The organism is Wandonia haliotis (assembly GCF_039523435.1).
Lineage (GTDB): Bacteria > Bacteroidota > Bacteroidia > Flavobacteriales_D > Crocinitomicaceae > Wandonia > Wandonia haliotis.
The window spans coordinates 402,550-426,600 of sequence record NZ_BAAAFH010000003.1 but is presented as its reverse complement, the minus strand read 5'-3'; the positions used below and the strand labels follow the sequence as shown (position 1 = coordinate 426,600).

The following is a 24,051-nucleotide window of genomic DNA, read 5'->3' as shown; positions in this document are numbered from 1 at the left end:
TTCATGGATAAACTTGTTGCCAAATTCTTTTCTGTATACAGTACACGGGTTTATTTCTTGTTCATTACCGGACTCTCCTGTCTTTTTCTCCTGTTCATGCATCATTTGAACGAAGTTCCCGTTGATGTCGGAGATGGTCTGGCTCATTACTTTATTGCTCAACAGGTATTTACAGAACCTGTTAATTTATTGAATCACTGGGGGAAGCCGCTTTTCACCCTGCTTTCATCTCCTTTTTCTTATTTTGGATTTACCACTTATATCTATTTTAATATTCTGGTGTTTGCAGCGACTTGTCTGACTGCTTTTCGTCTGTTTACGATCTTAAACGTTCGTCCGATTCTCAGCTGTATCTTTCCTTTTGTATTGCTTACTGTTCCCGATTATACTACCAATGTACTGGGAGGAATGACCGAGCCGCTTTTTGGATTACTGGTTCTGTTAAGTGCCTTACTTCTGGTCCGAAAAAAGTTCATGTACTTTGCTCTGTTGTTGTCGCTGACTCCTTTTAGCAGAAGCGAAGGTCAGTTTCTCGTTTTACTCGGCATAATCGCACTTCTGTATTACAAACAGTTCAAAATCATCCCATTGCTCTTTTCAGGATTTCTGCTTTATTCCCTGATCGGAGGACTCGTACTCAACGATTTTTGGTGGTATTTCACACAAAACCCCTACCAGGGAGCAGAAAGTATTTACGGACGAGGAGATTGGCTCCATTATTACACGAACCGGAATTCCCACCTGGGACCATTGGGAGCAGTAGTCCTTTTCTTTCTGATTGTCGGATTACTTGTGTCTTTCCTCAAAAAGAATTTTCCGAAACCGTCAAAAGAAATTTCACTCTATCTCTTTATTATTTATGCCGGTATTCTCCTTACTCATTCCTATTTATGGGCAACAGGAAATAGTGGAGCGGCCGGTCTCAGTCGTCTGGCGACTCAGGGGCTACCCGGAATGCTGGTAGCAGGAATTGTAGTCATCAATTATGTGTTTTCGCAACGGATTGTCCTCAGCCAGGTTTTCTCCCTTGTATGTATCGGATGGAGTGTCTTTCAAATAGACAAATTACCCCTGCCCAAAAAAGCTTCTCCAAATGAACTGGCGGTAATGGAAACCGGAAAATGGGCTAAAGAATATGCTGAACAACACAATACTCCAAACGTTTTCTATTACCATCCGTTGGTGGCTTATTCCGTTCATTCGAATCTTAAGAATACGGAAGGCCGTTTTCAGCAACGTCCCTTTCACTTTTTTGAAGAAGAACTGCAGCGACTGAAAGGTGGGGAACTGATCATCTGGGAAAGTCACTTCGGAGATCGTGAAATGGGTCTGAAAAAGGATCTTTTTACACGATTTACAGAATTAAAATCCATCACACCGATGGGGCAATATATTGTCTCCGGTCAACCACCGTATGAGGTAAAAGTACTTCGTTATGATCTGCAGCCCTTATCGGCCCCACAAGAAATTAAAAAATATACGGATTCAATAACTACGACCATTTCCTCAACAGATCTTTACAAAACACTCTTTGAATTTGAAGAAAAAGAGAAAGCAGATGACCAGTATACCCGAATTCGCATTACAATTGACACTGAGACAAATCCTGTCCCTGACTTTATTGCCCTGTTAAAACAAAACGACACAGGAGAAACAATTACGTTAGAAATTGGAGAGAGTAATCAGTGGGAACTCTATCTGGACGAAACCTATACCGGGAAATACGAGCTTTTTATCTACAACCCTAACGGAGTCGAAGCACAAGACATCAGAACAACCGTATCCCGTTCTATTCTTCAGAAACGGTACTGATTATTTGTTCGTAAGTGATTTAAAAACACGAACAATCTGTTTTCTGAACAAGAGAAACAAAATCACGTAAGGAACAATCATCAACAGGATAATTCCAATATTGATGTTGCGACCAAACTCGATCTCATTATTTTGTCCCGCTTCGGCAGTTGCTTTACACATAGCACACTGTCCCCATGCCGTGTTGTTCAAAATCACAACGGTTACCAGTAAAAAAAGTCCTAACTTTTTCATAGTGTAAAGTTACTTAATTTTCCCTTTCAAGGTCTTCAATTGCGGGAACAATTAATTTTCTCCGTTCTTTTCACGATATTTGCAAAAACAAATCATTTTCAAGATGCAGGGAGTTACCACTTTACATGAATTTATCCTCGAAAGACAAGCTGAATTTCCTTTTGCAACGGGCGAATTATCACGAATTTTAAACGATATTTCTCTTGCTGCAAAGATCGTAAACCGTGAAGTAAACCGCGCCGGATTAGTTGATATACTTGGAGCTCAGGGCAATGTAAATGTTCAGGGAGAACAACAACAAAAACTGGACGTAATCGCTGACGAACGTTTTATTCAGGCGTTTAAAACCGGAGGAGAAATCTGTGGTATTGCCTCAGAAGAAAATGATGATTTTGTTGCGTTTGATAACGAGATTTCCAGAAATGGTAAATACGTCGTTCTTTTTGATCCTCTGGATGGTTCATCCAATATTGATGTGAACGTATCTATCGGAACCATTTTCTCCATATACAGAAGAACATCACCCGCCGGGGAATTGGCAACACTTGAAGATATGCTTCAAAAAGGAACGGAACAAGTAGCTTCCGGCTATGTACTGTACGGTTCTTCCACTATGTTGGTCTATTCAACCGGATGTGGTGTAAATGGTTTTACGCTGGATCCTTCAATCGGGGAATTCTGCCTTTCACACCCTGATATGAAAATGCCGGAAACAAGTCGCCTTTATTCCATGAATGAAGGTAACCTGCTGATCTGTGAAGAAGGAATACGACAATACATCAACTTTTGTCAACAGGTTGATCCTCCGACAGGACGTCCGTATTCGGGTCGTTACATCGGTTCATTGGTTGCTGACTTTCATCGCAGTCTGATTAAAGGAGGTATTTACATTTATCCCGATACGACATTAAATCCGGAAGGAAAACTCCGTTTGATTTACGAATGTAATCCACTTGCTTTTATAGCAGAACAGGCAGGTGGTCTGGCGACTACAGGCCGTAAACGCATTCTGGATATTCAACCGGAACGTCTGCATCAACGTACTCCCCTATTTATCGGATCGAAGAAAATGGTAGAGCAGGTTATGGGACTGATCGAAGAATACGCAAACAAAAAAATTGACGCATAATAGTTTTACTCAGATTTTCTGTCCCGATTTCATCACATGGAAAAAGGGCAACGTTTTAAAATGCAAATACCGGATCTTTTAAAGCGTTTCAATACGCTACCCCAGATAGATGAAACAGCCCAGCAACTTCAATTTGCAGGGGCAAAAATAAAGTGGAACGGGCTTGTAGGAGCTTCCGGTGCCTTATGCGCAACAGCACTCGCCCGTCAGGTTCCGGGAAACCATATCTTCATACTGGAAGACAAAGAAGCCGCCGCGTATTTTTTTAATGATCTGGAAAGCTTACTCCCCGAAGAAAAGCATATACTTTTTTACCCCGCTTCTTATCGCACTCCTTATGAAGTTGAAGCAACAGACAATGCAAATGTAGTAGCAAGAGCCGAAGCGTTGGACAGAATCAACTCAACTAATAATACATGGGTTGTTACCTACCCCAAAGCTTTATTTGAAAAAGTACCCACCAAACAGAACCTGACTAAAAATACCTTTCGGATTGAAAAAGGAAGGGAATACGGTCTGGATTTTCTGAATGAGGTATTGATGGAATATGGTTTTGAACGCGTCGATTTCGTATACGAACCGGGACAGTTTTCAATACGCGGGGGAATTCTGGATGTTTTTTCGTATTCTAACGACAACCCCTTCCGGATCGAGTTTTTCGGGGATGAAGTGGACTCCATCCGGAATTTTGATCCCGTAAACCAGTTGAGTTTCAAATCACATGAATTTTTCTCTATCGTTCCTAACGTACAGGGAAAGATCGTGCAGGAAATCAATGCTTCTTTTCTACAGTTTGCAGGTAACCAATCAACAATCTGGCTAAAATCATACGATTTGATGGAGGGTCGTTTGGATCAGGATTATGAAAAAGCAGTAAAAATATACGATCAACTCGGTGATAGCCCTGTAAAACATCGGATTCCCAGTGAATTGTATTACCATAAATCCGATTGGAAAAAAGAAATTTCCGATTTCACAGTTATCGAATTTGGAAACGAAAATACGTTTCAATCAGATTTACGGGTCCAGTTTGATTTCAAAGGTCAGCCGGCATTCAATAAGAATTTTGAAATGTTGCGCGACGATCTGATTGCCCGTCGGAAAATGGGCATGGACAACCTGATCTTTTCAAATCAGCCCAAGCAGATTGAGCGGCTTTACGATATCTTTGAGGACATAGGTGCTGAAGTAGAATTTTCTCCTATGCCCATCGCGATTCATGAAGGATTCATCTCCGAACAATTGAAACTGGTGTGCTATACCGATCACCAGATTTTTGAACGTTATCACCGCTTTAAACTCAAGGAAGGTTTCAGACAGGCAAAGCAGGCTCTCACTCTGAAAGAAATTTATAATCTTCAGAAAGGAGATTATGTAACACACATTGATCATGGAGTCGGGCAGTTTTCCGGACTGGAAATGATAGATGTTAACGGAAAACCGCAGGAAGCCATTCGGTTAATTTATAAAGATAACGACGTATTGTACGTCTCTATCCACTCGCTGCACAGAATTTCCAAGTTTACCGGAAAAGAGGGAACTGTTCCGAAAATGAATAAACTGGGCACACAAGCCTGGTCTAATCTGAAAAACAAGACCAAGAAAAAGATCAAAGAAATTGCCTTTGATCTCATCCAGTTATATGCAAAACGGAAAAGCCAACCCGGTTTTGCTTTTTCTCCCGATACGTATTTACAGAATGAGCTGGAAGCTTCTTTCATGTACGAGGACACTCCCGATCAGTTAAAAACGACGGTAGCCATCAAAGAAGACATGGAATCTGCCACCCCCATGGACAGACTGGTATGTGGGGATGTAGGGTTCGGTAAAACGGAAGTTGCTATTCGTGCAGCCTTCAAAGCGGTAACGGATAGTAAGCAAGTTGCCGTACTTGTACCCACAACTATTCTCTCACTACAGCACTACCGTACGTTTAAAGAACGTCTGAAAGACTTTCCCTGCACTGTTGATTATATCAACCGTTTTAAAACAGCAAAACAAGTAACTGAGACGCTGAAAAAACTGGCAGCTGGAGAAATTGACATTCTGATCGGAACGCATAAAATTGTCGGAAAAAATGTCAAGTTCAAAGATCTCGGATTAATGATTATTGATGAAGAGCAGAAGTTCGGGGTAGCGGTAAAAGATAAGTTGAAACTGATGAAAGAGACGGTTGATACCCTGACATTAACCGCCACTCCTATCCCCAGAACCTTGCAATTTTCATTAATGGGAGCCCGTGACCTCAGTATTATCAATACACCTCCCCCAAACCGTCAGCCGGTACTCACTCAGCATATCGCTTTTGACGAAGAAGCCATACGCGATGCCATATCGTATGAAATTTCCAGAGGCGGACAGGTCTATTTTGTACACAATCGCCTTCAAAACATTATGGAGGTATCCGGGATGATTCAGCGACTTGTTCCGGGAACCCGGGTTGCGATAGGACATGGACAAATGGACGGAAAGCAGCTCGAAAAGATCATGATGGGCTTTATTGAAGGCGAATACGATGTTCTTCTTGCCACCACGATTATCGAATCGGGGATTGACATTTCTAATGCCAATACGATTATCATTAATGATGCCCAGAACTTCGGACTGAGTGATCTGCACCAGTTACGCGGACGTGTAGGTCGTTCTAATAAGAAAGGTTTCTGTTATCTCATTGCTCCGAGAGCTCATAATCTTACAACAGAAGCCCGTAAGCGTTTGGAAGCCCTGGTACAGTTCAGCGACCTGGGATCCGGGTTTAATATTGCTATGAAAGATTTGGATATCCGGGGTGCAGGAAATATGCTCGGTGCCGAACAAAGCGGATTCATTGCCGACATTGGTTTTGAGATGTATCAGAAAATCCTGAATGAAGCAATCGAAGAACTGCGTGAGAATGAGTTTAAAGAGTTGTTCAAAGATACCCAATATGATAAAATGCCGGGGCAGGATTATTATACGGCCGACTGCATTCTCGAAACGGATCTCGAAGTTCGAATTCCCGATGATTATGTTAACAATGTAGCAGAACGATTGAGCCTGTATCAGGAACTGGATAATCTTTCGGACAAAACAGCTCTGGTAGAGTTCAGAAAGAATCTGATCGATCGTTTTGGTCAGGTTCCTTACCAGGTGGAAGATCTGTTCCTTTCTATGGAATTACGTTGGATTGCCCGGGAAATCGGCTTTGAAAAACTTGTATTTAAAGCCGGGAAAATGATTGGTTACTTTGTTACGAATCAGGATTCTCCTTATTACCAGTCCCCACGCTTTACACAGGTTTTAAAATACATACAAAGTGGACCAACCGGGGTTAATATGAGCGAAAAGAACAATAAACTTCGTCTGGTATATAACTCCGTAACTACCATGCAGGAAGCTATTGAGAACCTGCAAAGTATTCTTCAAATCAGAGATTAATTACTTGTAGCCGGAATTGTAGTATTAATCAGGGCACTACGTGTTATCAGGTACTGCGCCAGCACATAGGTACTCATAATCCAAAGGGTCGAATAAGGAATTATGTCCATAAAAAGGGAGAGAGCAAGCACCGTATCGCTAACGATAAAAAAAAGAGCTCCTATCAAACCCAATCTAAAAGACCGGACATTGATTCCTCTCCGCAACAGAGCAAAAATCCCCATGGTTGTAATCACGATCGCATAAATCGTTACAGGAATAACCAATGGCTTTGTTTCGCTGTTTGCCGCAATATGAGGAAGAAGAACACCAAGGAGAATCACGAGAAATGACAATAAGAGAAATACAATGATGTATTGCCACGTATAAACATCCCTTTTTCCCTCACTATTACGCCGGATATCTTTCCAAAAGAGAAAACAATACGACACATGCGCCAATAGGAAACTGGCTAATCCGGGAACGAACAAGTCTGTTTCACGAATCATAAGAAAAATGTCTCCTCCCAGTGACAAAGTAAGTGCCGCTAATAAAAAGGTAAATGCAGCCTTCGACACAAACGCTTTTCGATACAGAATCACAGTACTAACAAGCAGTAACAACAACATTGGTTTGGTCAGATAAACTAATCCAATTTTATCAGTAAGATCTGCCCAAATTTCAACTCCTGTAATGATGAACAAAATTACCGGAAGTCCCTTCATCCACTTTTTTGTTTCCATCCACTAATTCAATTACGACGTATCTAATCTACCTTTTTTCGTACAAAAAAAGCGGGTAAAATACCCGCTTTCTCTTCTCAATTTTCATTTTAGGCCATCGCCGTGCTAAATGTTCTTTCAATAATTGTCGGATATCTTTCTCCGAACTCCCGAATGCACCAGGCTTTCAATTGGTTCAGTTCCGATGGGTTTTTAATCCACTTTATCGCTTTCTTTAACTCCTTTTGGAAAAGGTAACGATCAAAACTAACCTTTGCTAAAATTTCCTTGCACAATTCTAACATAACTTCTGGTTTTTGTTTCTCTAAATATAACTAAAATTTTGCTCTTTTAGTATACTCTCATTTGTTAAATTCTACTTTAGAAACGCAAACCGGTTGAAAGCCAGAAGGCACAGTATTTCTATGAAAAATTTATTCCAGATGTAATGTGCGGAATAGCCCCTTATGCTCCCGTATATAATTAATTAGCGGTTCACTTGGGCCGTGTACCATTCCAAACATTGTAATCAACTTGTTGGTTTTGGGGTGAACAAAAGAGTAGCTTACAAATGGCCCTCCCATAAATACATCATCTCTTCCGTTCATACGGTACTGTCCCTTTATTTCAACAGTATACAGATCATTGTATTCAAACACCTGAGAAACCGGATATACAAGGCTGTCATATTCTGTTGCCATGTAAGCACCCTCTTTGTGATGTGGTGCGTAAATCTTTAAAATACTATCCTGTGTGTGCAATAAATTCTTCGGTTCCAGTTGTTCTTTTTTTGTATAGTCAACCTGCCACATCAACCATGATGAAAGGATGAAATTAGCGCGCTGTGTTTCATACGCAGGACCTCCGTCCAGTTTCATTTCTCTTGACCGCTCCGGGATATCTATCCGCAAAAAAATATCTTTATCCGATTTGACTTCTGATCCGGACGGAAAATCAAGATACACACCATACTTCTCATAAATCTTTTTCGCCAACGGTTTCATTTTTGCCAACCGGTTTGCTTCAACGATACGGTCTATTTCACTTTCCTCAAAGCGATGGGCGATTTTTTCGGCATCGTATTTAGCCACCTGAAGCAAATCTGCCTTCTCTTTAAATGTCACTTCGGTCACCAATTGCCCTTTTACCCATTTATCTCTTACAAATTCCACTTTAGCAGGAGAAAACTGCGCGTTATTCTGTTGCTGGATGATCAGAATGTTTCGTACTTTTTTGTGAATATGATTAAATCCTCCGGCATTCTTCTGATAAAATTTGAATGCGTATTCCAAAGGATAATAAGGTTCCTCTTCTTTAGCAAGCGCGTAAATCAGCGAGTCAATTTCCCCACTGTTCCAAAGATCATCCGTACATACTACTAAAACCTCTCCTGGTTTTCCGGTTGCAAGCGCACCTCCTTTTTTTCCTTTGGTAAAGTCATCACAGGCAAATAACAAAAAAGCCAGCGCAATAAAAATTGTAATTCTTTTCATGTGCATCATCATTTCAAGACAACAGTAGCCGTCTTACTTATTGAATACGTATTCTCTGCCCGATCTTCAGGTTAGATGACCTTACACCGGGATTTAATCTCTGTATTGCATCAACAGTCGTGCCATATTTTTGGGCGATGCTCCAGAAGTTTTCTCCCGATCTGATAGTATGGTATTTTGCCGGTCCCGAACTGGTATTCCCGGAAACATTAGAAGAGCCGGAACTACTGTCCTTTTCAACACGTAACGTCTGACCGATTTTCAAGTGGGTTGATTTCAGGTTATTCCAATTCATCAGGTCATTTACTGTTGTTCCGTACTTTCTGGCTATTGCCCCCAGGGTCTCTCCACTTCTCACCTTGTGATAAGAAGTAGTAATTGTACGTTCTTCCGTACCTTCCTGACCCGGAAGTGGTTTGTGGAAAAACAAGCTGTCTGTTCGATATAAACTATCCTCCAACTCAATAAATAGTCCTACTTTCTCAAGAGGAATAGAAATACATTGTTTCGGATCCGTATCAGGAATTACATCGTGTTTATAGATCGGATTCAGTAAGTGAATATTATCAGACGGCCAATCCAATACCGTTTCCAGCGTACGCATACGTATACCCTGTTTTAAACAAACGGTGTCAATTTCATGAGCAAGTGCAGGAGCAGGAGCAGGAATCAGATTGTGCAGCGTATGATTGGTCATCATGTACGCCACAGTAATAAAATTAGGAACATACCCCTGTGTTTCTTTTGGTAAAAAAGGGCGTATTTCCCAGTACGTCATTTTACCTCCCGAACGCCGGATAGCTTTGTTTACATTTCCCGGACCTGCATTATAGGCCGCAAGTGCCATATTCCAGTCTTCATACATTTCATACAGCCGTTTCAGATACCTGCAGGCTGCATCCGTTGCCTTTACCGGATCCATTCGTTCGTCTACATACGAATTCTGAGTTAATCCGTACATTTTTCCGGTGGCATACATAAACTGCCAAAGTCCCATTGCCCCGGCACGCGAACGCACCTGAGGACGAAGCCCACTTTCTATAACGGCAAGATATTTCAACTCCAAAGGCAGGTTATATTTATCCAGTGTTGCTTCGAACATATCAAAATACAACCGCGATCGCCCTAATGTAACTTTGATAAAGCTTCTTCTTTTCTCGTTAAAGAACTGAATATTTTTCAACACCGAAGGATCACAATCAAACGGATATGGAGATGTTTTGTCCAGATCAATAAGTCGCTGACAAATTACAGAGTCACTAAATACCGGTACATGATCTTCTTCGTATCCTAACGCCCGGGTTATTGAATCATAATCTTCATCCACGGTCCACTCTTCACGATAAAGACGTAAGCTTTCCTCCATTGTTTCCATGAAACGCTCAAAAACCAGCGTGTCTTCATTCTCAACAGAAGGTCCTGTGTTATTTTCCTGGCTAAATACGCCAGAAAAACTAAATAAAATCAATGCTATTATCAGGCAATTCCTCATGCTCAAAACTAATTCATTTTCATCAGATAATCACTGAACTCTAACAGTGACTTTTCTTCGAAATGATTAGCCATAAGCTGGATACCAAAAGGCATTCCGTCCGATTTTTTACCCAAAGGAAGAGAAATTGCAGGGTTTCCCGTATGATTGGCGTGAACAGTAAAAATATCCTGCAAATACATTTGAATCGGATCACTCACTGCATTCAACTCAAAAGCTGAATCTGGTGTTGTAGGAAGAAGGACAAAATCAAAATCAGCGAAAATTTCATCTGTTTTATCCCGCAAAACTCTTCTTACTTTTTGTGCTTTTGTATAATATGCGTCATAGTACCCGTGTGAAAGCACAAAAGTACCCGCCATAATTCTTCGTTTTACTTCCGGTCCAAAACCTTCTGTTCTGGATTTTGTATACGTTTGTTCTACTCCTTCGGCAACCTGGCTGCGATGTCCGTAATGTACTCCGTCAAAACGCGACAAATTGGAAGAAGCTTCTGCTGTTGTCAGTACATAATACGTTGGTACCATCTGATCCATGTATGGAAAGCTGACTTCCTCTACCTGATGACCTGCATCTGTCAATTGTTGGATCAGTTGCTCAAATTTTGCCCGTACTTCTTCATTTACTCCTTCGTGATTCGCTGCTTCGCGAATGACTGCAATTTTTCTGGAAGAAGGTGTGTCAGAAAGAGTATACTCTCCAACCGGTCGGGATGAAGCGGTCGTATCATACTCATCTTTTCCGGCAATTATTTCTAATACCAGTGCTGCGTCTTCAACCGAATTTGTAAAGGGTCCGATCTGATCAAATGAAGAAGCATACGCTATCAGACCGTAACGGCTTACACGTCCATAAGTCGGTTTTACACCGATTGTTCCGGTAAACGATGCCGGTTGGCGAATTGACCCTCCGGTATCACTCCCTAAAGCAACCGTGCAAAGTCCGGCAGCTACTGCAACAGCAGATCCTCCTGAAGATCCTCCGGGAACACAGGAAGTATTCACTACGTTTTTCACCGGTCCAAATGCAGAATTCTCGTTGGAACTTCCCATTGCAAACTCATCACAATTGAGTCGTCCGATTATTACCGCATCTTCCATCAGCAGCCGTTCAACTACCGTAGCACTATAAAGTGATTCAAACCCTTCTAATATTTTTGATGAAGCAGAAACTTTATGCCCTTTGAAACAGATGTTATCCTTCAGACCAATTACCATCCCCGCAAGACGTCCCTGAGTTCCCGATTTTATTTTCTCATCAACTCGTTTCGCCTGTTCGCGGACCGTGTCCTCAAAAACTTCTAAAAAAGCATTCAGTTCTTTCCGGCGTTCAATCTCACTCAGGTATGTATTGACTATATCCAATACCGAACTACCCGAAGCGATCGCCTGTTTTACTTCAGCAAAATTATTATACATGAATCTGATTATTTTTTTTCCTCTTCTCCCGAATCGTCTTTCTTATCAGCTGATCCGTTAGAAGCATCTTTGAACTCTTTCACCCCTTTACCAAGTCCTTTCATCAGTTCCGGAATTTTTCTTCCACCGAATAAAAGTAGCACAATCGCTACAATCAAAATAACTTGCCAGGGACCAAATACACCTAAAATCATTGTATCAAAATTTGATATATACGACAAAGTTACAGAAAAATGAAGTAATAACAGTATACGCATAAAAAATAAAGAGTATCCCGATTTTTGCCGGGTTTACTTCTCTGTTTTCACCTATGAAGTTGTACCTTTACCCGGTGGGATATAATGTACTATACATCTCGTATGACGGAATGACTGATCCTTTAGGTCAGTCACAGGTTTTACCCTATCTTCGGGAGCTTTCAAAAGAAGGGTTCTCCTTTCACCTGATCAGCTTCGAAAAACCGGAACGCTATCAGCAGAATAAACAAGCTATTCAGCAGTTTTGTGAGGAGGCAGGAATTTCATGGTATCCGCAACAGTACAGAAAAAAACCACCCGTATTGTCTACATTACGGGATATTCGTACCATGCGAAAACTGGCTTTTGATCTTCACAGAAAACATTATTTCCACCTTGTACATTGTCGTAGCTATATCTCAGCAATGGTTGGCCTTCGGATGAAGAAACGCTTTGACACTCCGTTTTTGTTTGATATGCGTGGCTTTTGGGCCGATGAGAGGGTAGAGGGTGGTATCTGGAATTTGAGCAGCCCGGTTTACAGAATTATCTACAATTTTTTCAAACGGAAAGAGTCTGAATTTCTTGAAAAATCAGATCATATTATTTCTTTAACCGAACGTGCCAGGCAAGAGTTAGTATCACGCGGTACGCATGGAGAACGGATCACGGTTATTCCCTGTTGTGCCGACCTGAATCTATTTAATCCGGAAAATGTAACGGTACAGGACAAGCAACAACTACGTAATCAACTGGGAATTTCTGATACTGATTTCGTTCTCGGGTATGTTGGATCTATTGGCACCTGGTATATGCTGGAAGAAATGCTGGACTATTTTTCCGTTCTTCAAACGAAACAGTCCTCCGCCCGGTTTTTATTTGTAAGTGGTGAAAAACGGGAGAATATTGTCACAAAAGCAAAGGAACGCGGAATTAATCCCGACCACATTATCGTTACTTCCTGCTCACATGATAAAGTGCCCCTGCATATATCTGTTTTCGACCTTTCCATTTTCTTTATTCGGCCGACTTATTCAAAGATGGCAAGCTCACCGACCAAACAGGGAGAGCTTATGGCAATGCAAATTCCTTTGGTCTGCAACTCTGGCGTTGGTGACACGGACAACATTGTTCAGAAATATCATGCAGGACAGGTCATCACACATTTCGATGAAAAATACCTGGCTGATAGTTGTTCTCAGAAAATCGAATTTGATCCTGAAGAAACTGCACGTGGCGCACAGGAAGTCTACAGCTTAAAAAATGGCGTTTTACTATACAAAGCTGCTTACGGGAAAATCATCCCCGGAATAATTTCCGTTACAGACTAGCCGACTCTTCTGCTTCGCGTTGCTGCTCTGCAAGTGTCCACGAATCAGTTGTGGTAGTTTGCAACCAAACATTCCCAGACTTTCTGAACACCTGAACTGAAAATCCAAATGTTTCCTGCCATGTTTCTTCAAAAGTTGCTGTTTTCAGATTTCCATGAATGCTAAACTCCGTTGCAGCATTCCCATTTCGCAATTGACCTACAGACAACGAAGTATCAATCATTCTCTTATCCGATGAACCTTCTCCTTCGTCATGTTCTCCGTGGTAAAACTCAATCTTTAAGAATGAAAACTTCTCACTGAATTCACGTTGTATCTCGGAAAGGATTCGGTCGTTGGAAACTAAAATACTCATAGTAAATTTTTTACCTGCAAAAAACGGAAAAACATTGAGAGTAAGAAATAACCAACACCGCTTTTCGTGCTGATTTTTGTCAGTTTAGCCTTTTTCAAGTGTAAATGAGAATGTAGAACCTACATCCACTGTACTTCGCACGTTAATCGTTTGTCCGTGCGATTCTATAATATGCTTCACAATGGAAAGCCCCAATCCGGAACCTCCCTCATGGCGGTTACGGCTTTTTTCAACCCGGTAAAAACGTTCAAAAAGGCGGGGAAGTTCTTCTTCTTCAATCCCGGCACCGTTATCTGCTACTTCCATAAGAATGGTATCTTCCATCGGGAATAGCCGGATAGTTGTCTCTCCGTTCTCACTTCCGTAGCTGATCGAATTTTTAATCAGGTTCGTGAGTACCTGACCAATTTTCCCGCGATCTGCCTTTACATAAATCGGGTCGTATTTTTTGGCAAATCTAAGTGTGATATTTTTTTCCTTTGCTAAAAAATCCAGACTTTCCATCACGTCTTTAGCCAGATCAATAATATCAAAACGCTTAATCAGTAATTTAATCTTATCGGCTTCAAGCTTTGTTATTTCGTCCAGATCATCCAGAATACCGGTCATTCTGTCCACCGCTTTCGATGCGCGTTCCAGAAATAAACGGTTTACATTTTCATCTTCCAAACCGCCTTCCAAAAGCGTCAGGATATACCCCTGAATAGAAAAAACAGGCGTTTTTAATTCATGAGCCAGGTTTCCCAAAAACTCTCTTCTGAACTCTTCCTGTTCCTTAAGTTTCGAAATCTCCGTATTCCTTTGCTCGAGGAATTTTTTTGCTTCAACCGTGACATTCCTCAGCACATCTTCTTTCATACTGATGTGGAAGTCTGTTTCACGTGTCATTTTCCCTTTTCGGATAGCCCGGTAAATAAATTTAATCCGGCTGTGCAGAAAACGCTCTACAGATATAAAATGGATAACAAAAGACAAACCGCCTACAAGTAATCCGAACAAAAAGATATATAAATAATCAATCTCTCCGATATACTTGCAAAACAGGAATAGCAAAACCCATACGATAACAACAACTATCGCACTGGTTGCCAATATAATTTGATATGGTTTTATATTTCTCAATTACCCCTTAAACGTATATCCGACTCCTTTAATTGTTCGAATATAATCATCTCCTATCTTTTCACGCAATTTTCTGATATGAACATCAATGGTTCTTTCACCAACAACTGTATCATTTCCCCACACGTCGGCCATAATCTTATCGCGCGTAAACACATAACCGGGCTTGGAAGTAAGCAACGCCAGTAATTCAAACTCCTTTCGTGGTAATTGGAATTCTTCACCGTTAACCACTAATAAAAAACGATCTCTGTCCAGTCTGAAAAGTTCATTATCAATGGCACTTGAGCTAAATGAACGATTCTTTCTTCTCAACAATGCTTCAACCTTACTGATCAGCAATCTCGGACGAATCGGCTTAGTAATATAATCGTCTCCCCCGGCTTCAAAACCGGCTACTTGTGAATAATCTTCAGAACGTGACGTAAGAAAAGCAATCAGCGGGTTTTCATTTTTCATTTCACTGCGCAACACATGACATACTTCAATTCCATCGACTTCCGGCATCATCACATCAAGCAAAATAAGGGAGGGCTTTACGTCCTTCGCTTTCTCAATTCCTTCTCTTCCATTGTTGGCTGTTTCTACAATGTATCCGGCTTTCTTCAGATTATATTTTAAAAACTCTAAAATATCGGGCTCGTCATCTACCAATAGAATTGTCTCTTTCATCTTCTTACTATTTAGCAATGCGAAACTACAACAGCAATATGGGTAGAATCTTACAACAGTGTTATTCAATCATTAAGGATATTTGGTAAACGTTAAGAAATCTTTAATCCCTGACCTATAAAAATTTACAATAGTTTGAAAATCATTGTTTTACTAAAAAACACACCCCTGTGTTATCATCGCTTAACACGAACATAACATTGCTTAAATAATGGAATAACAAGGTAGGTTTTACTTTGCACCAAACAATTTAATGAAAGTTATGAAATTAGAATTCAAAACAATTGCGGCTGCACTTCTAATCGGAGGGACAGCAATGATGTCTACTTCTTGTAAAAAAGAAGGTTGTACAGATCCTAATGCTAATAATTATAGCGAAGATGCGAAAAAAGATGACGGATCTTGTACGTACACACAGGTTGAAGGAACAGTAAACAAGTCTGGTACTTTAACTGCAGATGAAACATGGACAGCAGATAAGATCTGGGTACTTAACGGAAAAGTATATGTTCCGGACGGGGTTACTTTGACAATCCAACCAGGAACTATTATTAAAGGTGCTGAAGGACAGGAATCCCTTGCTTCTGCTCTTATCGTTCAAAGAGGTGGTATCCTTTTGGCTGAAGGAACAGCTTCTCAACCTATTATCTTTACTTCTATCCTTGACAACATTAAAGTAGGAGAAACAGCTGGAACTAACCTTTCAAGAACTGATAACGAAAAATGGGGTGGTCTTGCTATCCTTGGACGTGCTCCTATCTCAGCTCAGTCAGGAGATACAGAAACAAACCTTGAAGGAATTCCTGCTGGTGATGGTCAGGGACTTTTCGGAGGAACTAACCCAAGTGATTACTCAGGTAAACTTAAATACATCTCTATCCGTCACGGTGGTATTTCAATCGGAGAAGGAAATGAGCTAAACGGATTGACACTTGGTGGTGTTGGTTCTACTACTGAAATTTCAAACATTGAGATCTACGCAACATTGGATGATGGTATCGAGTGTTTCGGTGGAACTGTAGATATCGACAACGCTTTGGTATACTACCAGGGAGATGACGGATTGGATCTTGACATGAACTATTCAGGTACTATCGAAAACTTTATCGTTATCCACGGAGACGGAATCGGAACTGACGAAGGTCTTGAGATCGATGGTCCTGAAGGAACAACTTACACAACTGGAAAATTCACTTTGCGTAACGGACTTGTTAAGTCTGACGGAGCAACTGACGGATCTCCAGCTGACTTTAAAGATAAAGCACAGGGAACTATCGAAAATGTAACATTTGATTACACTTCGATCGGTGGAAAAGCAATCAAAATCAGAACAAAGTACAATGACGCATGTGAGCAACAAGCGGATGCACTTTCAAGATTGGTTGCCGGTGACCTTAGCTTTGTAAACTGTGCAATTTCTGAGACTGTATCAGTATATCCAAGTACTGCCGGAGCTTGTCCAACTGAAGTAGCAAATGATCAAACTGCTGCTGAGGGAGAAATTAACGGAGCAGGATCCGGAGCTACAGTTTCAACTTCAATCTTCTCTTGGACTCTTGCTGCTGAGCGTGGACAATTGTAAGATAACAACAAAATTTACTTTCAACTACCCCGGGATTAATAGTCCCGGGGTTATGTAATAAAAATAAAATCACTAGCTATGTTTAAGTTTTTCTCTTTTGTTGTACTACTTCTCAGTTCGACAGTTGTCTTTGGACAAGAGAATAAAGGTTTTTTACGCGGAAATATCGCAGACGGAGAAGAGGGTGGTCCTCTTTACGGTGCTACTGTTCGCGTAATGGAACTTTCCGGTGTCGGAGCAATCTCCGATTTTGACGGAAATTATTCAATCCAGGTTACTCCCGGAAAATACACCGTTGAGGTTTCCTTCGTGGGATACCAGCCACAGATTTTCAAAGAACTTGAAATAAAACCAGGCGAATCAACAATGCTTGACGTTGTGCTAACCAGTAAAACACTTGCTGTAGTAGAAGTCGTTTACGAAGCACGTCGACAGGATTCAGATGTTGCGATTTTGATGGAACGAAAAAATGCGGCTGTTGTCTCTGACGGACTTTCGGCACAATCCTTCCGAAAAGTAGGTGATTCTGATTTGTCAGGAGCAATCAAGCGTGTAACCGGAGTAACAGTTCAAAATGGTAAAAATGTATATGTACGGGGACTTGGAGACCGATATACAATTACCACATTAAACGGGATGATGATCCCGGGACTTGATCCCGATGGAAACTCAGTACAACTGGATATTTTCCCGACTGCAGTTCTGGAAAATGTTTCTGTTTTCAAAACTTTCTCTCCTGACCTTTACGGAGACTTTACGGGAGGAATGGTAGATGTTGTTACAAAGAAATTTCCGGAATCAAAAACAACACAAATTGGTGTTGGTATCGGGTTTACTCCGGGAATGACATTCAATAAAGATTATATCTTATACGACCGGGGAGGTTTTGACTGGGCTGGTTTTGATAACGGTTCCCGAAAACTTAACTTTAACCCGAAAGTAAAGATTCCGGATGAAGTACTTGCTGATCCTTATCTGGAAGATGTAACACGCTCCTTTAATCCTGAATTAAGTGCTAAATCCAAAACAGCACTTCCGAATGGATCTTTCTCTATTTATCACGGAAATCAAATTAATAAGAAAGAAGGGCTGACGCTCGGATACAATGTTGTTCTTAACTATTCCAACGAGCACGTTTTCTATCGTGACTTTCAGTCCAATGATTACCTGAAAGATACAGATAAATCACAGCACGAATTATTGAAAAACATTACACGTATTGGTAATGTCGGAAAAAACAACACGTTAATGAGTGCTCTTGTTTCCGGTTCTATCAAAACAAAAAAGAGTACGATCACAGCAACACTTTTGGGTGTTCAGGGAGGAGAATCTTCCGCTGCTCAACGTGTAAATCAGGATTTCAACCAGAATCAGGCCCGATTGATCGAGAATGTATTGACATATACTTCCCGGACACTGTCTTCTTTCCTGTTGGGAGGAACGCACAAGTTCAAAGGATTTGAGATGGAGTGGAATAATGCATTTTCTTACTCTCGTGTTTACGACCCTGATTTCCGCGAAACACGTATCTCCGTAACAGATGGCGATACAACCATGAGTACAGGGAATGGTTCCGGAATAGATCGCTTCTGGAGGGATTTGAATGAGTTCAGTGAGAACTTTAAGATCGATTTTAAAATTCCGGTTGGAAAAAACAAGAAAGCCTTCATTAAGACAGGTGCTCTTGCCGCTTTAAAATTCCGTGATTTTGAAGTATTCTCATTCAAACACAGAAGAACAAATCTGAACGATATCAAATTAGATCCCGACTGGTTCTTACAGGATGATCAGATCTGGTCTGCGGATCCTACTTCGCCCAACTACAGAAACGGTACCTATACCATAGGAAACTATCAGCCGGCGAATAACTATTCTGCACGACAAAATGTTTTCGGAGGTTATGTGATGGCGCAACACAGTTTATGGAAAAAACTGAAGCTTGTATATGGTGTACGTGTTGAAAAAGTGGATATGTTCTATACCGGACAAAACAACAATGGTGACGTAATTTATACCGATCAGAATACAATGAATGAACTCAACATTCTTCCTTCTGCCAATGTTGTATACGGAGTTACTGAACGTATGAACTTTCGTCTTGGATTTAACCAGACGGTTGCCCGTCCGAGTTTCCGGGAAAAGTCAATTGCACAGATCTATGATCCGATTACCAAGCGTACATTCAACGGTAATATCGATCTGAATCAGACACGTGTCAATAACTATGACTTCCGTTATGAGTTTTTCATCACTCCGCGTGAAGTAATCGCTGTTTCTGTGTTCTACAAGCAATTTGACGGACATATCGAAATGGTTGCATTTCCACAACAGCCGGACAATATCAAACCTCGTAATTCAGGAGAAGCTGATCTTCTTGGAGCGGAAGTTGAGTTCAGAAAAGCTTTTGCAAAAGAATCTAAATCGAAGTTTTTCAGCCGATTCTTTTTTAACCTGAATGCTTCCTTTGTACAGTCACGTGTAAATATGCACGACGTACTGGTAGACGGAGAGCAAACAGAATATGAATTACGGGAAACGAACCTGCGTGAAGGAGAAGTACTAAAAGACTACCGCCCAATGACCGGACAATCACCATTCGCTATCAACGCAGGAATTTCGTATGAAATCCCTGAAAGCCAAACCAGTATTTCTCTTGCCTACAATGTACAGGGAGAACAATTGACAATTATTGGTTCGGGGCGTGTACCTGATGTGTACACAGTTCCTTTCCACAGTCTTAATTTTAATGCGTACAGAAACTTTGGTAAAAAGTCACGTTCAAGACTTACGCTAACGGTTTCAAACTTATTAAACGACGATGTATCACTGGTGTATAAATCGCATGGTGCGGAAGACCAGTTTTACACCTCATACAAACCAGGAGTAGGAATCAGTATAAAATACGGATTCACATTCTAGTTTATTCTTTCATAACTTCATAAAGAAAGGGATGCTCAAACGGCATCCCTTTCTTATTTTATGTATTTTCTCCGGTTATTCTACCGTAACTGATTTTGCCAGATTTCGTGGTTGATCCACATTACACCCACGCATTACTGCCACATAATAGGAGAACAATTGTAAAGGAATGGTCGCCAATAGGGGAACCAGATTTTCATCTGTATCCGGAATTTCAATATAATGATCCGCCAGTTCTTTTACCTGCACATCACCTTCGGTAATAATCGCTATGATTTTTCCTTTCCGTGCTTTTACTTCCTGAATATTGGACACTACTTTTTCATACGAAGTTCCTTTTGTCGCTAAAACGATTACAGGCATCTCTTCGTCAATAAGCGCAATCGGACCGTGTTTCATTTCCGCCGCCGGGTATCCTTCTGCATGGATATAAGAGATCTCCTTTAACTTCAACGCACCTTCAAGAGCTACAGGAAAACAATTTCCTCTTCCTAAGTACAACGCGTTAGCAGCATTTTTATACACTGCCGCCACTTCTTCAACAATATTACTCTTTTCAAGTACTTTCTCGACCTTAGCAGGAATTGCTTCCAGATCACCCAACAGGGCACGCAGTCTTGACTCACCAAGTGTTCCCTTCTTACGCGCAATGGAAAGTGCCATTAACGTCAATACGGTTACCTGAGCAGTAAAAGCCTTAGTAGAAGCCACTCCGATCTCCGGACCTGCATGCGTATAAGATCCGGCATCCGTAACACGGGATATGGAAGACCCTACGACATTACATATTCCAAGAATAGTAGCCCCTTTTGATTTAGCAAGTCCTATTGCTGCCAGTGTATCTGCTGTTTCTCCCGATTGAGAAATTGCAATTACCACATCATTTTCATTAATGATCGGGTTTCTGTACCGGAATTCACTTGCATATTCAACTTCTACCGGAATTCTTGCCAGATCTTCAATCAGGTATTCACCTACTTGCGCGGCATGCCAGGAAGTACCACAGGCTACCATAATAATCCGGTTAGCATTTACCAACTTCCGTTCGTAGTCCTTGATTCCGCCAAGACCTACCCAACCTTCTTCTACGTTTAATCTTCCTCGGAAACAATCGTAAATAGAACGAGGCTGCTCATAGATTTCCTTTAGCATGAAATGCTCGTATCCGCCTTTTTCCAATGCTTCCAGCTCTAATTCCAGTTGCTGCACATAAGGTGTTTGCTCCCGGTTTCGAATATCAATAATCTTTAGTCCGGATTCCCGGTCAATGATTGCAATCTCTTCATCCTCCAGGTAAACCACATTCTTCGTGTACTCCACAATAGGAGTAGCATCTGAAGCCAGATAAAATTCATTGTTATCTGCAATACCCACTACCAGAGGGCTGGATTTCCTTGCCGCTACAATACGGTTTGGTTCTTCTTTTGAAAGTACAACAATAGCATAAGCACCCACGACACTACTTAACGCCAATCGAACGGCTTCTTCAAGATCAACTTTTTCGTGACGCTTAATATCTTCGATCAGGTGCACTAAAACTTCTGTGTCCGTTTCACTTGAGAAAACATGCCCTCGTGCTTTCAGACCTTCTTTCAGAACATCATAGTTCTCAATGATCCCATTGTGCACTAACGCAAGGTCTCCGTCTCCGGATATGTGAGGGTGTGCATTCTGATCATTTGGCTCTCCATGAGTAGCCCAACGCGTATGTCCGATTCCAATAGTACCGGAAAGATCGTGTTTCTCAGCAAATTCCTGCAAGTTCACCACTTTCCCCTTCTTCTTGTACGTCTTAATATCGGCGTTGTTCATGATCGCTACTCCAGCACTATCATACCCACGATACTCTAGTCTTTTCAGACCTTTAATTAACACGGGATACGCATCTTTGTTCCCGATATACGCTACGATTCCACACATAGACTAATACTCTGTATAAGTGATAACTAATTTCGGTTTTTCTTTGTTGGTCGTCCAGGGACCATTAAACACAATACGTTCTGTAGAACCTCCGAAAGAATACGGGGCAATTTTTACGCCAAATTCCGTCGCGAACCCTTCTTCTTTAACCAAATCCTGAACATAATTTGTCAATGCAAAAGTGTAGCGTTTAAAAGTATTGTTATATTCTCCTTCAACAATACCTACATTATCTCCAACACCTCCAACATCTGCCATTGCACGGGTCACCAGACTCGGGAAGAACTCTCCTCCGGTAAAATAACTCACCGGAAGATAAAGAATCGCCCTATGCACTACAGCTTTACTGTTTATGTCTTTGACAGAAGGAAAATCAATCTTTGCACGGATCAATCCTGATTGCGCATAAAATTCATACATCCCCAGATCCGGATTATCCAGTACCAACCGGGATTTACTTCCAGCATTTGAAAATTTCAGTCGGTTGTAATATGCACAGGATGAATTAGCCAGTAATGTATATTCTTTTTGCTCTCCCGCCTGTGTATAATACAAGGTAATCAATGATTGAGGATCCGTAAGATCCAACATAAGAATTGATCCCTCACCCTGCGTCCACGGACCATTCTCTGTGGTAATATACAGCCCTTTGAACGTCTCCAGGAATGTAGCATTATCTACCAGCGTTCCATTCTGTGATGCATTGATAATTTCCCAGCCAAAACTGGTCTCAAGCGGAATACGTAACTGAGGATCCAGTGTATCATTTGCCAGCATTACTTCTTCTCCCGGCTTGGGTTGAATAACTTCTCTTCCCATAGGTACAAGAGAAGTTGCTTCCGTCAGTTTATCCTGAAAATTATAATACAAAGTATCCAGATAAAGGTCTTCCTGCATACGATACACCCGATAGGTCTGAGGAGCTGTAACCTCTCCGTAATGATCATCGTACTCAAGACTCAAGACTACAGAATCGACAACAATATCTCCGATATTCCCAAAATCAGGATTATTTGTAGGCAATCGAAACTGAGAATAAAATCCGGCATCCACTTCCCCGAAAACAGGATCGTTATACGAACCCAACAAAACATTGTTCGTTCCGCTGGAAATTACGGAGTCGTCCAACTCACAATACGTAATCAACTGAAACGTATCCACACCATCAGCATCTAATAAAGCCTCCGGATCATATACTTCTTTTCCGATTGTATTTTCCGGTTTTTTACAAGCAGCGACAACACTTACTATCAGCAGCAAAAAAGCGGAGAGCTTAACCACCCTCCGCCATTTCATTTCCTTTATTTGATTCTTCATTATGATATCAATACCTCTTCTTCAATCACCTTGTCTATAAAATCAGACAAAACTTTAACCTGTGTTTCTTCCGGATTAAAATCCAGCTTGTGCGAAGATAACGACTCAAAATGAGTTTTAGTATTTCCTGACACATTCTCTGAACATAAAATTACACCGTCAGAGTAATCCATCGCCAAATGTGTAAGAGACTCACAAGTCCCTTCTTTCACTTTATCAATCATTTCATCACTGAAACCATCAAATTTCAATTTTTCAGGTAATCTTTCACAGTACTTATCCTTAAATCCTGATTCGTATAATGAATAGATCACTTTAGTATCCTGAAAATGCGGATCCTGTCCGTACACTTCTTTCAGGTACATCGGCATAAATGCCGTCATCCACCCGTTACAGTGAATAACATCCGGTTTCCAACCCAGTTTTTTTACGGTTTCCAAAACCCCTCTACAGAAGAACATAGAACGCTCATCGTTATCTGCACAAGGCTGTCCGCTTTCTTCACAATAAACTGCTTTCCTCTTGAAGTACTCTTCGTTATCAATAAAGTATACCTGCATTCTCGCTGAAGGAATCGAAGCTACCTTAATTATCAGCGGATGATCTTGGTCATCTATTATCAGGTTCATTCCGGAAAGACGAATCACCTCATGCAACTGGTGTCTTCTTTCATTGATAGAACCGAATTTTGGCATAAATACTCTGATTTCTTTTCCCGCTTCCTGAATTCCCTGTGATAAACGACGGACAGCGGTTGAAATTTCTGACTTCGGCAGAAAAGGGTTAATTTCCTGCGAAACAAATAGTACTCGTTTTTTCTCCATAAAAGAGTCGAATTAGTAAATAGACCACAAAAATATATAAAAAAAAGCGGAAATTCAACAGAAAAGAATAGTTTTGC

At 41.0% G+C, this 24,051-nt stretch carries 19 protein-coding genes; 6 read left to right on the top strand and 13 right to left on the bottom strand.

Features of this window, described 5'->3' with window-relative positions; all coding sequences use genetic code 11:
* Positions 1 to 3: 3 nt before the first annotated feature.
* A complete protein-coding gene (locus ABDZ97_RS02405) occupies positions 4 to 1,812 on the top strand; it encodes a hypothetical protein (RefSeq protein ID WP_343784722.1) in 1,809 nt (602 codons plus the stop codon).
* Here the strand turns inward: ABDZ97_RS02405 and ABDZ97_RS02400 are convergent, their stop codons facing one another.
* Positions 1,813 to 2,046: a hypothetical protein gene (locus tag ABDZ97_RS02400; RefSeq protein ID WP_343784720.1), complete on the bottom strand. Its 234-nt coding sequence runs from the start codon at positions 2,044 to 2,046 to the stop codon at positions 1,813 to 1,815.
* A gap of 103 nt (positions 2,047 to 2,149) precedes the next feature.
* Between ABDZ97_RS02400 and fbp the strand changes: the two genes are divergently transcribed.
* Both fbp and mfd read left to right on the top strand, forming a co-directional pair.
* Positions 2,150 to 3,175 carry a class 1 fructose-bisphosphatase gene (gene fbp, locus ABDZ97_RS02395; RefSeq protein WP_343784717.1) on the top strand — a complete coding sequence of 342 codons (1,026 nt, stop codon included), beginning with the start codon at positions 2,150 to 2,152 and terminating at the stop codon, positions 3,173 to 3,175.
* Between the two features lie 60 nt (positions 3,176 to 3,235).
* Positions 3,236 to 6,592, top strand: coding sequence for a transcription-repair coupling factor (gene mfd, locus ABDZ97_RS02390; protein ID WP_343784714.1), 3,357 nt, complete (start codon positions 3,236 to 3,238; stop codon positions 6,590 to 6,592).
* On the opposite strand, the gene ABDZ97_RS02385 is transcribed toward mfd, so the two are convergent.
* The 6 genes from ABDZ97_RS02385 to ABDZ97_RS02360 all read right to left on the bottom strand — a co-directional run bounded on the left by ABDZ97_RS02385 (position 6,589) and on the right by ABDZ97_RS02360 (position 11,890).
* A complete protein-coding gene (locus ABDZ97_RS02385) occupies positions 6,589 to 7,314 on the bottom strand; it encodes a lysoplasmalogenase (protein WP_343784712.1) in 726 nt (241 codons plus the stop codon). The two genes, mfd and ABDZ97_RS02385, sit on opposite strands and share 4 nt — an antisense overlap.
* Before the next feature lie 89 nt (positions 7,315 to 7,403).
* The gene (locus ABDZ97_RS02380) at positions 7,404 to 7,598 is read right to left on the bottom strand and encodes a hypothetical protein (RefSeq protein WP_343784710.1); all 195 of its coding nucleotides are present in this window, start codon (positions 7,596 to 7,598) and stop codon (positions 7,404 to 7,406) included.
* Between the two features lie 129 nt (positions 7,599 to 7,727).
* Positions 7,728 to 8,786, bottom strand: a complete 1,059-nt coding sequence (locus tag ABDZ97_RS02375; RefSeq protein ID WP_343784708.1) for a DUF4837 family protein — start codon at positions 8,784 to 8,786, stop codon at positions 7,728 to 7,730.
* Positions 8,787 to 8,823: 37 nt separating this feature from the next.
* Complete coding sequence (locus ABDZ97_RS02370) at positions 8,824 to 10,278, bottom strand: lytic transglycosylase domain-containing protein (RefSeq protein WP_343784706.1); 1,455 nt, start codon at positions 10,276 to 10,278, stop codon at positions 8,824 to 8,826.
* A gap of 8 nt (positions 10,279 to 10,286) precedes the next feature.
* On the bottom strand, positions 10,287 to 11,696 hold the full coding sequence (gene gatA / locus ABDZ97_RS02365) for an Asp-tRNA(Asn)/Glu-tRNA(Gln) amidotransferase subunit GatA (RefSeq protein ID WP_343784704.1): 1,410 nt from the start codon (positions 11,694 to 11,696) through the stop codon (positions 10,287 to 10,289).
* A gap of 8 nt (positions 11,697 to 11,704) precedes the next feature.
* Positions 11,705 to 11,890, bottom strand: coding sequence for a Sec-independent protein translocase subunit TatA/TatB (locus ABDZ97_RS02360; protein WP_343784702.1), 186 nt, complete (start codon positions 11,888 to 11,890; stop codon positions 11,705 to 11,707).
* Positions 11,891 to 12,006: 116 nt separating this feature from the next.
* On the opposite strand from ABDZ97_RS02360, the gene ABDZ97_RS02355 reads away from it, so the two are divergent.
* Entirely contained in the window at positions 12,007 to 13,263 is a 1,257-nt protein-coding gene (locus ABDZ97_RS02355; protein WP_343784700.1) for a glycosyltransferase, read from the top strand.
* Here the strand turns inward: ABDZ97_RS02355 and ABDZ97_RS02350 are convergent.
* The 3 genes from ABDZ97_RS02350 to ABDZ97_RS02340 all read right to left on the bottom strand — a co-directional run bounded on the left by ABDZ97_RS02350 (position 13,253) and on the right by ABDZ97_RS02340 (position 15,412).
* Positions 13,253 to 13,618 (bottom strand): hypothetical protein, encoded by a 366-nt coding sequence (locus tag ABDZ97_RS02350; protein ID WP_343784698.1) that lies wholly within the window; start codon positions 13,616 to 13,618, stop codon positions 13,253 to 13,255. The two genes, ABDZ97_RS02355 and ABDZ97_RS02350, sit on opposite strands and share 11 nt — an antisense overlap.
* A gap of 84 nt (positions 13,619 to 13,702) precedes the next feature.
* Positions 13,703 to 14,710: a sensor histidine kinase gene (locus tag ABDZ97_RS02345; RefSeq protein WP_343784696.1), complete on the bottom strand. Its 1,008-nt coding sequence runs from the start codon at positions 14,708 to 14,710 to the stop codon at positions 13,703 to 13,705.
* Between the two features lie 30 nt (positions 14,711 to 14,740).
* Positions 14,741 to 15,412, bottom strand: a complete 672-nt coding sequence (locus ABDZ97_RS02340; RefSeq protein WP_343784694.1) for a response regulator transcription factor — start codon at positions 15,410 to 15,412, stop codon at positions 14,741 to 14,743.
* Between the two features lie 262 nt (positions 15,413 to 15,674).
* On the opposite strand from ABDZ97_RS02340, the gene ABDZ97_RS02335 reads away from it, so the two are divergent.
* Together ABDZ97_RS02335 and ABDZ97_RS02330 are read left to right on the top strand one after the other, a co-directional pair.
* The gene (locus ABDZ97_RS02335; RefSeq protein WP_343784692.1) at positions 15,675 to 16,994 is read left to right on the top strand and encodes a hypothetical protein; all 1,320 of its coding nucleotides are present in this window, start codon (positions 15,675 to 15,677) and stop codon (positions 16,992 to 16,994) included.
* A 78-nt stretch (positions 16,995 to 17,072) separates the two neighbouring features.
* Positions 17,073 to 19,913 (top strand): TonB-dependent receptor domain-containing protein, encoded by a 2,841-nt coding sequence (locus tag ABDZ97_RS02330; protein WP_343784690.1) that lies wholly within the window; start codon positions 17,073 to 17,075, stop codon positions 19,911 to 19,913.
* 75 nt (positions 19,914 to 19,988) lie between these two features.
* Here the strand turns inward: ABDZ97_RS02330 and glmS are convergent, their stop codons facing one another.
* Genes glmS through ABDZ97_RS02315 form a run of 3 tightly spaced genes read right to left on the bottom strand, consistent with a single transcriptional unit; the run spans position 19,989 to position 23,974 of the window.
* Complete coding sequence (glmS, locus tag ABDZ97_RS02325) at positions 19,989 to 21,833, bottom strand: glutamine--fructose-6-phosphate transaminase (isomerizing) (RefSeq protein ID WP_343784688.1); 1,845 nt, start codon at positions 21,831 to 21,833, stop codon at positions 19,989 to 19,991.
* A 3-nt stretch (positions 21,834 to 21,836) separates the two neighbouring features.
* Entirely contained in the window at positions 21,837 to 23,150 is a 1,314-nt protein-coding gene (locus tag ABDZ97_RS02320; protein ID WP_343784686.1) for a DUF4270 family protein, read from the bottom strand.
* Positions 23,150 to 23,974: a glycogen/starch synthase gene (locus ABDZ97_RS02315; RefSeq protein ID WP_343784684.1), complete on the bottom strand. Its 825-nt coding sequence runs from the start codon at positions 23,972 to 23,974 to the stop codon at positions 23,150 to 23,152. The genes ABDZ97_RS02320 and ABDZ97_RS02315 overlap by 1 nt, the downstream gene beginning before the upstream one ends.
* Between the last annotated feature and the right edge of the window lie 77 nt (positions 23,975 to 24,051).